The organism is Bacillus sp. AY3-1, from assembly GCF_008368785.1.
Taxonomy (GTDB): Bacteria; Bacillota; Bacilli; order Bacillales; family Bacillaceae_G; genus Bacillus_A; species Bacillus_A wiedmannii.
On sequence record NZ_QORZ01000016.1, the window covers coordinates 623,024 to 637,472 of the forward strand.

The 14,449-nt window shown below is 33.3% G+C and carries 15 protein-coding genes and 3 pseudogenes; 14 read left to right on the forward strand and 4 right to left on the reverse strand.

Annotated features, from left to right (window positions below):
* Positions 1 to 41: 41 nt before the first annotated feature.
* From DN389_RS14545 to DN389_RS28455, 4 genes are all read right to left on the reverse strand, one after another.
* The gene (locus tag DN389_RS14545) at positions 42 to 494 is read right to left on the reverse strand and encodes a hypothetical protein (protein ID WP_046959662.1); all 453 of its coding nucleotides are present in this window, start codon (positions 492 to 494) and stop codon (positions 42 to 44) included.
* 139 nt (positions 495 to 633) lie between these two features.
* On the reverse strand, positions 634 to 990 hold the full coding sequence (locus DN389_RS14550; RefSeq protein WP_000606238.1) for a hypothetical protein: 357 nt from the start codon (positions 988 to 990) through the stop codon (positions 634 to 636).
* Between the two features lie 129 nt (positions 991 to 1,119).
* The gene (locus DN389_RS14555) at positions 1,120 to 1,743 is read right to left on the reverse strand and encodes an acetylglutamate kinase (protein WP_142343600.1); all 624 of its coding nucleotides are present in this window, start codon (positions 1,741 to 1,743) and stop codon (positions 1,120 to 1,122) included.
* Positions 1,744 to 2,425: 682 nt separating this feature from the next.
* Positions 2,426 to 2,587, reverse strand: coding sequence for a hypothetical protein (locus DN389_RS28455; protein WP_179955896.1), 162 nt, complete (start codon positions 2,585 to 2,587; stop codon positions 2,426 to 2,428).
* 284 nt (positions 2,588 to 2,871) lie between these two features.
* Here DN389_RS28455 and recQ point away from each other — a divergent pair, with 284 nt between their 5' ends.
* The 14 genes and pseudogenes from recQ (at position 2,872) to DN389_RS14620 (ending at position 14,448) form a co-directional block, all read left to right on the forward strand.
* Positions 2,872 to 4,989, forward strand: coding sequence for a DNA helicase RecQ (gene recQ, locus DN389_RS14560; protein WP_098190781.1), 2,118 nt, complete (start codon positions 2,872 to 2,874; stop codon positions 4,987 to 4,989).
* 26 nt (positions 4,990 to 5,015) lie between these two features.
* On the forward strand, positions 5,016 to 5,399 hold the full coding sequence (locus DN389_RS14565) for a gamma-glutamylcyclotransferase family protein (RefSeq protein WP_149237301.1): 384 nt from the start codon (positions 5,016 to 5,018) through the stop codon (positions 5,397 to 5,399).
* 179 nt (positions 5,400 to 5,578) lie between these two features.
* Entirely contained in the window at positions 5,579 to 6,322 is a 744-nt protein-coding gene (locus DN389_RS14570) for a class I SAM-dependent methyltransferase (protein ID WP_098190783.1), read from the forward strand.
* A 116-nt stretch (positions 6,323 to 6,438) separates the two neighbouring features.
* Complete coding sequence (locus DN389_RS14575) at positions 6,439 to 8,514, forward strand: HelD family protein (protein ID WP_098190784.1); 2,076 nt, start codon at positions 6,439 to 6,441, stop codon at positions 8,512 to 8,514.
* Between the two features lie 82 nt (positions 8,515 to 8,596).
* Positions 8,597 to 8,929, forward strand: a complete 333-nt coding sequence (locus DN389_RS14580) for a DUF952 domain-containing protein (RefSeq protein ID WP_149237302.1) — start codon at positions 8,597 to 8,599, stop codon at positions 8,927 to 8,929.
* A gap of 169 nt (positions 8,930 to 9,098) precedes the next feature.
* On the forward strand, positions 9,099 to 9,446 hold the full coding sequence (locus DN389_RS14585; protein ID WP_060486712.1) for a PadR family transcriptional regulator: 348 nt from the start codon (positions 9,099 to 9,101) through the stop codon (positions 9,444 to 9,446).
* Entirely contained in the window at positions 9,433 to 10,434 is a 1,002-nt protein-coding gene (locus DN389_RS14590) for an HAAS signaling domain-containing protein (RefSeq protein WP_098190785.1), read from the forward strand. Before DN389_RS14585 ends, DN389_RS14590 begins: the two co-directional genes overlap by 14 nt.
* A 43-nt stretch (positions 10,435 to 10,477) precedes the next feature.
* Positions 10,478 to 10,989, forward strand: a pseudogene (locus DN389_RS14595) (GNAT family N-acetyltransferase).
* Between the two features lie 162 nt (positions 10,990 to 11,151).
* Positions 11,152 to 11,925: a serine hydrolase gene (locus tag DN389_RS14600; protein ID WP_088092500.1), complete on the forward strand. Its 774-nt coding sequence runs from the start codon at positions 11,152 to 11,154 to the stop codon at positions 11,923 to 11,925.
* On the forward strand, positions 11,926 to 12,297 hold the full coding sequence (locus tag DN389_RS14605) for a hypothetical protein (protein ID WP_088081345.1): 372 nt from the start codon (positions 11,926 to 11,928) through the stop codon (positions 12,295 to 12,297). It abuts the gene before it with no gap.
* A 32-nt stretch (positions 12,298 to 12,329) separates the two neighbouring features.
* Positions 12,330 to 12,746 (forward strand): GNAT family N-acetyltransferase, encoded by a 417-nt coding sequence (locus DN389_RS14610; protein WP_149237303.1) that lies wholly within the window; start codon positions 12,330 to 12,332, stop codon positions 12,744 to 12,746.
* A gap of 28 nt (positions 12,747 to 12,774) precedes the next feature.
* Positions 12,775 to 12,879: pseudogene (locus tag DN389_RS29180) on the forward strand (phage holin family protein); the annotation flags it as partial.
* A gap of 115 nt (positions 12,880 to 12,994) precedes the next feature.
* Positions 12,995 to 13,801 (forward strand): annotated as a pseudogene (locus tag DN389_RS14615) (GH25 family lysozyme).
* 242 nt (positions 13,802 to 14,043) lie between these two features.
* The gene (locus DN389_RS14620; RefSeq protein ID WP_060486719.1) at positions 14,044 to 14,448 is read left to right on the forward strand and encodes a GNAT family N-acetyltransferase; all 405 of its coding nucleotides are present in this window, start codon (positions 14,044 to 14,046) and stop codon (positions 14,446 to 14,448) included.
* Position 14,449 lies beyond the last annotated feature (1 nt).

Below are 14,449 nucleotides of genomic sequence, written 5' to 3' on the forward strand. Positions count from 1 at the left end.
TAATAAAAAGAGTACGTTAAGTACTCTTTAATTTTCTAATGTTATATTCCATCTTGAACAGATTTTTTTACGATTTCCCACGAGTCTTGTTTTTTGATTTTTAAAGCTACATTAGTTCCGGTAGACTCCTTATAAAAGATATATCCATCGTTTGAGTTTACATATGCCAATGGTTCACCTATGCAATCTCGTAAACAAGATGTATTGATAATCTCAATTAAAGATAGTTCGCTCGGATCGGTTTTACTTGCATCTATAATAGTATTAACATCTGTTTTACGGTAACCTTGTAAGTTTACATGGAAACTTTGTTCAATTTCACCTGTAATACTAGTATTCATTACTTCAACTGAATTTTTCTTTTCTTGAAGAAATCCGTTTTCATAAAGTAATTTTGTATATCCAAGCCATCCAATTAAAACTAGCATAATAAACATACTAAATATTTTAAGTGTTCGAAGCCGTTTGCTAACAATTGTTTCTGAGTATTTCATTCAGTTTAATCCTCCAATGTTTTTAATTTAAACTATGCCTAGATACATATTTTTAGAAGAGAGATAGAAGTTAACGAGTCCTTGAATCAAAAAAAGAAAGCATCCGAAGTTAGATGCTTTCTTTTTTGAGTATTTTTCGCTATCTGTTCGTTACTTGTTTCATAAGTGGCCTAATTTCTTTAACGGGTGGTTTTTTATCATAGGCATCAACGTAAGAGAAATAGTAATTTAAGTTTCTGAGAAGACCTTTTCCTATTTTAGCGCTCAAGAACGGAAATACTTGTCCAGTATAATCATCGAGAGATTTACAGTAATATTTTTCATCTAGATAAATACTGTATTTACATGTTAGTTCTACTAGTGAGTTCCCTTCATCATCAATTACTTCTTTAGAATCAATAATGTCTATTAATGCGAATTTTTCATTTAGATAAACTTTCTTCTTTTTCTCGTGTTTATTTGTGAGGATAAATACGAGACCAATGGCGTTAATCAAAAGATTTCCTCCTATAAAAAACGGATATTAATAAAATATATCGATATACGTTAAATGTAAAGAGGAGAGGTGAAATTTCATTGATAGAAAGTTTTATAAGCCGATTTGTTTTTTCAAATCGGCTTATTATTATTGAAACACTTGTGGGAATTGTTTTACGATTGCATTTGTTATCATATCAGCCATTTTTAATGCTTCTTTTTCAATTTTATCGTATAGTTTTACGCTTGCTTCAAAATCTTTATTTAGGAAGGCAAGCGCTTCTGCTTTCGTAAGTGCTAAATGTTCATAAAACATTTTTCTGAATCCTTCTTTTTCTATATATGGATTGATGCTAGTAAGAAACGCCACAATTTCATCACCATTAGCGTACCATTTTTTCTCTATAGCGGCAGCTGCATTTTGATCACCAGCTTTTGCGGCTTTAACTAGATCCGCTGCAATGACTAAGTGGTCTTTAATTAATGCACTATATTTTTTTACAGCATCTTCACCATAGAATGGTTCAAGTGACAATCCCATATGTGTTGCATTTTGAAGAAGCCGCCCAACTGTAACGTTTACGTCTGGTAAATTAAAGACAATGCTAATAATAGCTAATCTCGTCCAAGCGACATGTTGTTCCCATAAAGAACGCATATAACCTTTTAAAAAGTTCTCGTTTTTACTAATTCGGTAATTACGTACAGATGTATCAAAGTGTACATAAGGGTTATGATAGGGGGAGTAATACGATTGCCAATAAGAATACATAAACGGTAACACTCCTTTGAACATGTATAACTCAAAGTATGATGGGAATTTATTTTTAGTTACGTGTCCTAAATTAATTTCAGAAATTGATATGGAAAAAGATGAAGAATTTTATTGTGGTATATATAAATAAAATGAATATAAAAATAAACAAGGCTCTGCAAGGGAAGTTGCAGAGCCTCAAAAGGGTATTGCCGAGATGTCGGACTCGACTACGTAATATTATCATAAAATTCGCTTGAAAAAACCTGGTAAATGTGTCCAAATGGAAGTGGATCTTTAATAAAGTCAAAGGGATCAGCTTCCCGCAGCAGATCCCATTAACTAGATAATGTTGATGAGCAAAAACTCATCTGGAGTACTTTTATAGTAATAAGTGAAATTCGTTTTGTGTATTGAGAAAAAAAGAATTACTTCAATAAATGTTAAGAACTTATATTTTACATCTCGTTATTATCATCATTTGTTGTGAGTGGAGTATGGTTATAAAATAGAGAAAAGATTTACAAGTGTATCTAAAAGTGTACTGAAATATATAATAATCAAAAAAGACCTGCTTTTATAAGCAGGTCAACTAAAGGGGTTTATCCAACAGAATATTTCATATGATAACAGCTGTATTATAGTAAGTCTATAAGGTATATATTGAGAAAATTATTATGAATGATATATCCCACACTCATTAACGTTTAAAAAGTTGAGAAAGAAAATGAAAAAGTTTGCTATAAGAAAATAATGGCTGGTATTTATAATACGATTCATATATCCACGCATCATGATTCGAGAATTGGAGTTGGTTCGGTACTGTTTTCTGCTTGATGGAACTAATATTCTGCTGCTTCATATAGTAACCTCCTGAATTCATATGTATAAGATTAGTAGTATTCAAGGAAGAGTAATAAAATGTATATTTATTTTGTAATTCATTTTATATGTGCTTTATTTATGTTTTAAAATTTATAAACATAAATAGCCATTAAAACACCGTTGCTAAACAACCTTTAAAATGTAGAGAAGCATAAAAAATGAAAAAGCAAGCTGTTTGTCATGTATTCATCACTTTCATCACGCATAAGTGATGATATAATAGAAATAGATGAAAGATAAAGAAAAGCAGGTGACTCTTTTTTGTTTACAAAAGCACAAGAACTTTTAGCGTCTTATTTCGGTTATTCGTCATTCCGAAGAGGACAAGATGAAACAATTAAAAATGTATTAGATGGGAAAGATACGGTTTGTATTATGCCTACGGGTGGTGGTAAATCAATTTGTTATCAAATTCCCGCATTAGTATTTGAAGGTACGACATTAGTTATTTCACCTTTGATTTCACTTATGAAAGACCAAGTAGATACATTAATACAAAACGGTATTTCAGCTACTTATATTAATAGTTCTATTTCTATTACAGAAGCGAATCAACGAATTCAATTAGCGAAACAAGGACATTATAAGTTACTTTATGTGGCGCCGGAGCGACTTGATTCAATGGAGTTTGTTGATCAACTTATCGATATGAAAATCCCGATGATTGCAATTGATGAGGCACACTGTATTTCGCAGTGGGGACATGATTTCCGTCCAAGTTATTTACATATACATCGCATATTAGATTATCTTCCAGAAAAGCCGCTCGTATTAGCATTAACTGCTACGGCTACACCACAAGTTCGTGAAGATATTTGTAACACGCTTGGAATTAATCAAGAAAACACGATTATGACAACGTTTGAACGCGAGAACTTATCATTTACTGTTATTAAAGGACAAGATCGTAATGCATATTTAGCGGATTATATTCGTCAAAATCAAAAAGAATCTGGGATTATATATGCTGCTACTAGAAAAGTAGTTGATCAATTGTATGAGGATTTAATGAAAGCGGGAGTTTCGGTATCAAAATACCATGCTGGTATGAGTGATACCGATCGAAATGAGCAGCAAGAACTCTTTTTACGTGATGAAGTAAGTGTAATGGTGGCAACATCTGCATTCGGGATGGGGATTGATAAATCGAATATTCGTTACGTTATCCATTATCAACTGCCAAAAAATATGGAAAGTTATTACCAAGAGGCAGGACGTGCAGGGCGTGACGGTTTAGATAGTGCATGTATATTGCTATATTCTTCTCAGGATGTGCAAGTACAGCGCTTTTTAATTGATCAATCGACAGGTGAATCTCGATTTTCAAATGAACTTGAAAAACTGCAAAATATGACTGATTATTGTCATACAGAACAATGTTTACAATCATTTATTTTGCAATACTTTGGAGAAGAACCGAAAGAAGATTGTGGCCGCTGCGGAAATTGTACGGACGACCGGGAAAGTATCGATGTGACGAGAGAATCACAAATGGTTCTATCTTGTATGATTAGAACGAACCAACGATTTGGAAAACAAATGATTGCACAAGTTTTAACTGGTTCGAAAAATAAGAAAGTTATTGAATTCAATTTTCATACTTTACCAACATACGGGTTACTATCAAATCGTAGTGTAAAAGAAGTAAGTGAATTTATTGAGTTTCTAATTTCAGATGAGTTAATTGCAGTAGAACATGGTACGTATCCAACATTAAAAGTTACGGAAAAAGGGAAAGAAGTATTATTAGGTAAAGAGAATGTTTTACGTAAAGAACGAGTAGAGACAAGACAAATTGTTCAAGATCATCCTTTATTTGAAGTACTTCGCGAAGTACGTAAAGAAATTGCGCAAGGAGAAGGTGTACCTCCATTCGTTATTTTCTCTGATCAAACGTTGAAAGATATGTGTGCAAAAATGCCACAAAGTGACTCTGAACTTTTAACTGTGAAAGGGATCGGCGAACATAAACTTGTGAAGTATGGTTCTCACTTCTTACAAGCAGTTCAGCACTTTATTAAGGACAATCCAAACTATGCTGAAACAGTTAAAACAGAAGTGGTGACAGAGCGGAAAAAGTCAGGGAAAGCTTCAGCAAATTCTCATTTAGAAACGTATGAAATGTATAAACAAGGCATTGATCTAGATGGAATTGCGAAAGAACGTGGCTTATCAAGACAAACAATTGAAAATCATTTAATTCGCTCTTTTGAAGATGGAATGGAAATAGACTGGAACAGTTTTGTTCCCGCAGAATATGAATCACTGATTGAAACTGCCGTGCAAAATGCAGAAGGTGGTCTGAAATCAATTAAGGAACAACTTCCAAATGAAGTGAGTTACTTTATGATTCGTGCATATTTACAATTTAGAAAGTAGAGATATATAAAGGGGATAGGGGATATATGCATCACGTTTTCGTGTATGGCACATTAAGAAAAGAGCAAACGAATGCTCATTTTATACAAGGTGGAAAATGCATCGCAGACGGAGCATGGACGTATGGTAAATTATTTGATACAAACGAGGGGTATCCGGCAATGATTTGTTCAAATGGGGACAAAGTATATGGAGAAGTTTATGAAGTAAATGAGGTTGTTCTGCAAAAATTAGATGAACTTGAAGAATATACAGGTAATGCAGAAAGTGATTTATATGACCGAATCACCGAAACGATTTATTTAGGCGATAGAGAAATACGTGCATTTGTGTATGTCGCTCAAGATAAAGAGATGCTAAAGAAAGTTATCATTTCTGGTGATTGGGTAGAGTATCAACAAGAAAAATAATAGCAGTCATAGAGCAGATAGTGGTAGCATCCATTATCTGCTTTTTATATTGGTACTTTAAAATTTCTTATTATTTTGATAAATTTTAAATATAGGGAATAATAATGATTTTTTCATGGGTGTCAGAAATTTAGTTTTTCACCTGTAGAAGAAAAATCTATTGCAGGAGGAGAATAATAATGAACGAATTAGATGTGAGAGAATTTTACGAAAAACAATTCGAACTATCCAATTACAATATCAATACAGAAAGCTGGTTAGAGCAAGTTGCTAAAGAAGTTAAAGAGCAAATTGGACATCCATTTCAGTCGATGTTAGAACTAGGTGCAGGAAATGGCGGATTTGCAAGGGCGATGTCTAAGTTACATGTAAAGATGACTACGGTTGAGCTTGTACCAGAGTTAGTTATGTTTGCAAAAGAGCATTCTACTAATGATATTGCTATTCATTGCGCTGATTTTTATAAAATTAATTTTGAAGAAAAGTTTGATGTTGTTAGTTATTTAGATGGATTTGGTGTAGGAACAGATGATGAACAATTAATTCTATTAAAACGGATTAAAAATTGGATGAGGGATGATGGATGTGCACTTATTGATATTTATCAACCATTGTATTGGAAAAAGGTAAGTGGACAAGAAATGGCCTTAAGTTCAGCTATGCGAAAATATGAATATGATAGTATAAATGAAAGAATGTTAGATCATTGGTGGCATCCTAATAATTCAAATGATATAGTTACACAGTCTTTACGTTGTTATACGGTAGATGAGATTAGCAATCTATGTGCTGAAGCTGGTTTAAGTATTGTAGGATTCTTCCCAGGAGGAGCATATGATTTTGAAAAACGAAAATATAAAGAATTAGCAACTTTAAATGAATGTTTGGCGTATCGAATTAAAATAAAGAAGAGTAGAGATTAATCTCTACTCTTCTTTATTTTAGAAAATTCTTACTAAAACTATTGACTTTATAAATGGATTTTTAATACAATTGTATTTCGACTGAAAAATTAGAACGGACAGGAGGGAATCATCAAATGAATAACATTTTTGAAGAAGAGTTACAAAGGATGAAAGATACATTACGTACGATGGATGATCAATTAGAACAGCTCGAAAACATTCCGGTTTATTATGGCGATGATTTTAAAGAACAAATTCTAGAAAGTATGAGGGAGTCTAATAGACAAAACTTACGTATTGGTGTGCATGAGCCATACTTTGGGAGACTAGACTTTCAAGAGGATGGCAAGGAAGAAGTTATGCCGATCTACATCGGTAAAGTAGGTGTTTCACATAAAGACACAATGAAACCAATTGTAATTGATTGGCGGGCACCTGTCGCAAGTATGTTTTATTCATTTACCGGCGGAGATGAATTAGCGTTTTATCAATCACCAGACGGATTAGTTGAAGGTGATGTGTATTTAAAGCGAAACATCTCGATCCGAAAAAGAGAACTAGAACGTGTTGTTGATACATATGTAAAAGGAAATGAAGATGTCTCACATGCCGATGATTTTCTTCTATATCGATTAGGTGAGAATAAAGATAATAAACTAAAGGATATTGTTTCGACAATACAATCGGAGCAAAACGATATTATTCGTGCGGAAAGAAACTTACCATTATTAATTCAAGGGGTTGCGGGAAGCGGAAAAACAACGATCGCTTTACATCGCCTTGCTTTTTTAATTTATGAATATCGTGAACAATTAGAAGCTGAGAGAATGATTGTATTCGCTCCGAATAGTCTTTTTTTAGACTATATTTCGAGTGTGCTTCCTGAATTAGGTGTAGGGAATATTAGTCAAACAACATTTCCGGATTGGGCATTACGTACGTTAGATGATTCTGTGAAACTAAAGCAGACAGAAGAAAAGTTGAAAGAAGCCTTTTCAATTAATCGTGATGAAGAAAAGGTTATGCTCGGTAAATTGAAAGGAACACTGGAATTTAAGTCGTTTATTGAAGAGAGAATGATTCAATTTGAAAATGAATTAGTACCAACAAGTGATTTTGAGGCATGGGACAAAGCAATTATTCCAGTAGAAGACATAAAAAAATGGATGCAAGTGGAATATAAAAATTATCCATTAAAGAAAAGAAGAGAAAGATTAGTCGGCCGAATGAAGCGCTGGATTGAAATTGAACTGAAAAAGTATGGAGAAACAAACGAGAAGAAATTATTAAAAAAAGAAGCGACAAAGAGATTGAACACTTATATGAAGTTTTGGCCGAAAATGAGCCCACTTTCACTCTATAGTTCAATATTGAAAAGTAAAGAAATACTCGAAGTATTGCCTGAAGAACTTGTGAAAGAAACTGAAAAGAGTTGTCGTAAAAAAGAAGTGTATGTAGAAGATTTACCAGCTTTAATTTACATACATCACCGCATAACAGGTATTGAAATCGGACAGAAATTCCATCACGTCGTTATTGATGAAGCGCAAGATTTCTCACCATTCCAAGTGTATGTATTAAAAGAAATTACACTAGGTAATTCTTTCACTATATTAGGTGATTTATCTCAAGCAATTTATGATTACCAAGGGATTGAAGATTGGGGTGCTTTTAAGGAAGTATTCCAAGAAACAGGTTATTATGAACTGACGAGAAGTTATCGTTCTACAAAAGAAATTATAGAATTTGCGAACGAAATAATTAAAAATGCAGAGATTCCAGTTGGGCTCGCAACACCAGTTTTTCGCAGTGGTGAAGATGTTAAGGTAATCCATGCAGAAGATCAATTTAATGAGATTATGAAGGCGTTAAAACATCTACAAAACGAAGATGTGAAAACCATTGCGGTAATAGGAAGAACAGACGATGAATGCCGCGATATATATGAGAAATTAACAAAAGCAGGATTGGCCGTAAACGTCATTGAAGCAGATCAAAGTAAATATGAAGGTGGTATTTCAGTAGTACCTGTATACTTGGCAAAAGGGCTAGAATTTGATGCTGTTCTATTAATCGATGTTGATGAAGAACATTATAAAAATACGAAACATGATGCGAAGTTACTATATGTCGGATGTACAAGGTCACTTCATGATTTATGGATTTTCCATAGTGGAGAAGTATCGCCTTTAATTAATGGATTAAAATAAATATTACATACAAGAGGATTTTCTAGTAACAAAAAGAAGAACCTCTTGTTTTTCTATATAAAGACATGGAGAGAGGATAACTATGATAACAAAAGTAATAACAAAAAGAAATTGGGAGATCGCAAAGGTAGATGGAGAAGTTAATGAAGCTTCACTTAAAGAAGAGGGATTTATTCATTGTTCATTTTTACAGCAAGCTTTAAAAGTTGCTGAAAAATATTTTAATCATGAAGAAGATGTTTTATTACTGACAATCGATCCATCCTTAATAAAAGCAGAAATAAAATACGAACTTGCTTCTAACGGTCAAGAATATCCGCATGTATATGGAGTAATTCATATTGAGGCAATTGTAGGTGTTACCCCATTTACTAAAGAAAAAGAAGAGTTTATATTACAAGAGGTACAAAATTAAGGTTGTAATAGCCGTTTAAATTAACAAGAAAAGCACAAATTATATAGTTTGTGCTTATTTATTATCTATTTTTTGTAAATACGCATTGTTTTTATCACATTAATACTGTACGATACATAGTATAAAACATATACTGTATGACATATAGTAATGGAAATGAGGTGAGTGAATGGATGCTTTATTAAATTCGTTAATTACTGAACTAAGAAGAGGTACATTAACATTAGCGGTTTTAAGCCAGTTAAGAACACCGCAGTATGGGTATTCACTTGTCCAATTATTGGAACAATCAGGGATCACAATCGATCAAAGTACTTTATATCCACTACTTCGCCGATTAGAAAAGCAAGAGCTAGTGACGAGTAGTTGGGATAAAACGGAGAGTAGACCTCGTAAGTATTACGTTTTAAGTGAATACGGATTAGAGATATTTTTGCAGTTAAAAAAGGAATGGATAAAGGATTCGAAAGAACTTTATAACCTATTAAAGGAGGAGGACAAAAATGAACTTGATTGATATTTACGTCGAGGAAGTAGCGAAGAGATTACCTGAAAAAAATCGTGAAGATATTATTCTTGAACTACGGTCAACTATCGAGGATATGTTACCTGATGAGTATAATGAGGAAGATGTAAAGAGTGTCCTTGAAAAATTGGGAAGCCCAGTTTCATTGGCTAATGGGTATCTGGATAGACCGATGCATTTAATTGGACCACGTTATTTTGATGTATATACGACGTTATTAAAAATGATTATACCAATTGCAGCTGTAATCGCACTCATTGCAATGGTTGCAGAAAATTTTGTAGGATATGATGGTGAGCAAGCGGTATTAAATGTTATTTTAAATCTGATAGGTAAAGGAATTGGGGAAATTATCGAAGTAGGCCTCCATGTATTTTTCTGGTTGACACTTGTATTTGCTGTTATAGAAAGAACGGATAAAGAAAAGGACCCACAACCATTAACAACAAGTTTAAAAAAATGGACGCCAGATGATTTGAAAAATATTTCGTATATCCCGAAGAAAAAGGCGATCTCAAAGTTTGAAGTGTTTGGAGGTTTGATGTGGACTGCAATATGGGCCACACTTTACTTTTATGCGTACCATCTTGTAGGTGTATATCATGGTACAGAAAGCGGATTGAAGTTTGTCGCGGCAACTTTTAATCAAGATGTGTTACTTCAGTATTGGCCAATCGTTGTAATTGTGATTGTGTTTGAAATAGGTATATCTCTTTATAAGTTAGTACAAGGACAATGGACGAAAAAGCTGGCACTTGGGAATGCTATTCTTCAAATAGTTGGAACAATAGTATTCATTGTAATTGTAGTAAATCCGCATTTATTTAATGAAGGATTTATTACGTATGTAGCAAATGTGTTTACTACTTCTCCAGAGGAATTTAAAACGTGGTTAATTGGTGGAGGTATTATCATTTACATTTTATCCGCTGCATTAAATATATTTGATGGTTTCCGAAAAGCTCGTATTCGTATGTAGGAGTGAAATGAAAGAAGATATACTTTATGAAAGGAAGAACGCGATGATAAGGGAAGCAAGGAAACAAGATGTAACATACATGTTAGATATTTATAATGATGCTATATTGAATACAACAGCCATCTATACGTATAAACCGGTAACCCTTGAAAATAGAATAGATTGGTATGAACAAAAAAAGCTAACGGCTATCCGATTTTAGTATGTGAATTAGATAATAAAATAGTAGGATTTGCGACATTTGGCCCGTTTAGAGCTTGGCCTGCCTATAAATATTCAATTGAGCATTCTGTGTATGTTCATAAGGAATATAGAAAAAATGGGATAGGAACTTCTTTAATGAAAGCATTGATCACAGTTGCAAAAGAAAGGGAATATATGACCTTAATTGCTGGAATTGATGCAGAAAATGAGAAAAGCATTGCCTTACATGAAAACTATGGATTTGTTCATGCGGGGACAATTAAGAAGGCTGGCTATAAGTTTAATAGGTGGTTAGATTTAGCTTTTTATCAATTGGAGCTTAATGGTCCTAAAATGCCTACGGAAGAATAGATATTTGCGTTTTGCTTAGTATTTATTTTAGAAAGGTAGCATGGAGAAATTACATGCTATCTTTTTTATTGTATGCATACATATCAAGTAACAAAAAAGGTTTTATACATTCTATATCGAAATTTAAGAATGTAATAAAACAATATAAAAAGAGGTGCGAATATGCAAACTGTTATTGAAAGAATGAAAGAAATACAATCTGGTCAAGTTGGAGTGATTGTGTCTTCTACAAAATCTGAAGATATAATTGCCTCCTATAATAATGAACTATATGTTCCTTTAGCATCAGCAGCAAAAGTGGCAATTGGATTTGCAGTAGCAAACATGGTAAAAAACAAACAAATTAGTTGGAATGATATGCTTCACCAAATTAAATTTAATCCAAAAGAAGATAGTGCACAATTATATCCACATTTGCAAGGAAGAGATACAATATCACTCAGTAAAGCTGTTGAAGTGATGATAGCGTGTCATGACAGTTATATTGCAAAGGCGATTGTATTGCACTGCGGAGGATGGGATACTGTTAGAAAGTATGTTTCAACGTACTTCCCTAACATACACGTTAAAGAAAACCCTAGAGATGAACAAAATGTAGGAGAGTTAAATGAAATACATTCACTTTTAGTGCAAATTTTTCGAGGGTATAAAACTGAGCCGGAATTATGGGAACCAATAATAAATGGAATGGTAAGGCAGCAAGGAGAATATGAGGGGATACCGCATAATCATTTAGCACATATGACAGGTGGATTGCCAAAAGCTATAATAAATATTGGTATACTAGGAGTGTTTAATGAATTTCCACTTCTTTATGTTATTGGAGGAAAAGATTTGCCTAATCGATTTGAAAATAAAGAAGCCGATGAAACTATTGCATCAGCTTTGAAGTACATATACGACATATATAGTGAAAGCATTCTAGGGGGCAAGTAATTGAAAAGAAACTTAAAAACTTCAACAATCATCATATTAATTTTAACGATTATCGCTATGGAAGTTGGAATCGCGATTTACGATCATAATCTGTCATTAGATACGATTTACTTTGCAGCAATCCTCATTTGTATTGTATTGCTTTTTGGCACACGTGCTTCTGAAGAGAAAGCAAGTACATCGAAACAGAGACGAAGAAAAACAGCACTTATATTTTGGCCATCTATTTTATTGTCTATCGTTAGTTTTGCTGTTATAAGTTATATAAGAATAGGCTATGTCTCTGTACCAGGGATAATTGGCTTTTCATGCTTTGTTACTTATGGTGGATTCGTGTTTATTACTATTTTAAAGAGAAAAAGTAAAAATTAAAGATAGCTTACTAAGTTGAAAGGAAGAAATATATGAAACACATAGAGAATGGTACTCGCACTGAAGGAGAATACATAAAAAATAAAGTAATTCAATATAACATGTCGATTTTAAGAGATGAAGCAAAACAGCCGATGGAGCAAGTAAGTTTCGTAGTAAAAGATGAGGATGGAAAAATCTTTGGTGGGGTAACAGGTACGATGTATTTTTATCATCTTCATATAGATTTTTTATGGGTTGATGAAACAGTTCGTCATGATGGTTATGGCAGTCAACTGTTACATAAAATCGAAGACATCGCGAAGGAAAAAGGGTGTAGATTAATATTATTAGATTCATTTAGTTTTCAAGCACCAGATTTTTATAAAAAGTACGGCTACCGAGAATATGGTGTTGTTGAAGATCATCCTAAAGGACATAGTCAACACTTTTTAGAGAAGCGGTTATAGTAATAGTATTCGTGCTCTAGAAGAAAAATTGATTTTAAAAGCAACTACTCAAGCTGATGTAATTATGGGGACAAATAGTACGATTCGTATAGCTATGATTTTCTTTTTTAATGGAAATGAGTTACTGTCTTTGTAGAATACACTTGTCGTATTTACTATATGTACTAGCAAATACTATTGAATTTTTAGGAGAGGCAGAGCAATAAGATGAGCTCTGAATATAATACTAATAAAGGAGGTGTTAAGCAATGGGTTACATTGTAGATATTTCAAAATGGAACGGTAACATTAACTGGGATGTAGCCGCTCCACAACTAGATTTCGTAATTGCTAGGGTACAAGATGGATCAAATTATGTAGATCCTTTATATAAAAATTATGTCCAAGCAATGAGAACTAGAAATATTCCATTTAGTAACTATGGATTCTGTCGCTTTATTTCAATTGCTGATGCGAAGAAGGAAGCGCAAGATTTTTGGAATCGCGGTGATAAGAGTGCTACAGTTTGGGCTGCTGACGTAGAAGTGAAAACAATGGATGATATGAGAGCTGGTACACAAGCTTTTATCGACGAGTTACGCCGATTAGGTGCTAAGAAAGTTGGCTTATATGTTGGGCATCATGTATATGAGCCTTTCGGTATGGCGAACGTAAAAAGTGATTTTTTATGGATTCCTAGGTATGGCGGTAATAAACCAGCATATCCTTGTGATATTTGGCAATACACCGAGACAGGTAATGTACCAGGTATCGGCAAATGTGATTTAAATCAATTAATAGGAAATAAACCACTTTCCTGGTTTACTGAATCAGTACCAAAATAAGAGAATGTACAAGCACAAGTTTCTAAACAAAACATCATTCAATCAGGTGCTTTCTCACCATATGAGGCTCCTGAAGCTATGAAAGCTTTAACATCAGTTAAAATGACTGCTACCTTCATTTTACAATCGGATGGCTTAACGTATTTTATTTCGGATCCAACTAGTGATGCGCAATTAAACGGTATGAAAGGCTGGCTTGGTCGAAAAGGTTGGTGGTATGAAATTAAATAAAGATAAAAGCCGTCCTATTGGGCGGTTTTTATCTTTAGCCAACTTAATATATTATGTGCTATTTTTAATATAGAAGAAATAGGAAAGGATGAGAGAGAGACTGTTTATATTGCAATTGTAATATCTATATTATAAATTAATTTTACAATGGGTTTAATAACCGGCTGGATTCAATAGCTTATATTGAAGGGAGTAAAGTAAGACAAAACAAATATAATGAGTAATTTGATGGGAGAAAGAAAATGTACACGTATAAATTGCAACATGAACAACCAATCTGCGTAGGCAAAATAAAAAAACTTTATGACTCTGTCGGTTGGTGGCCAGAAAGAAAAGAAATCGATATTCAAAAAATGTTAAAGCATAGTATAGCAATTGGGGTATGGGAAGAAAATGAATTAATCGGATTTGCTAGAGTTGTTTCTGATGGTGTTTTTCGAGCGTACATAGAAGATGTTGTTGTGCATGAGATTGTAAGAAATAAAGGGATTGGAGAGAAGATGCTTACAATGTTACTTCAAGAGATTTCTCATGTTCATATTGTTAGTCTATTTTGTGGAGAGAAATTATTAAAGTTTTATGGTGAACACCAATTTCAAGCGACGAAACAAATTGTAATGCATCGTAATCAAATAGTGAAAGAATAAG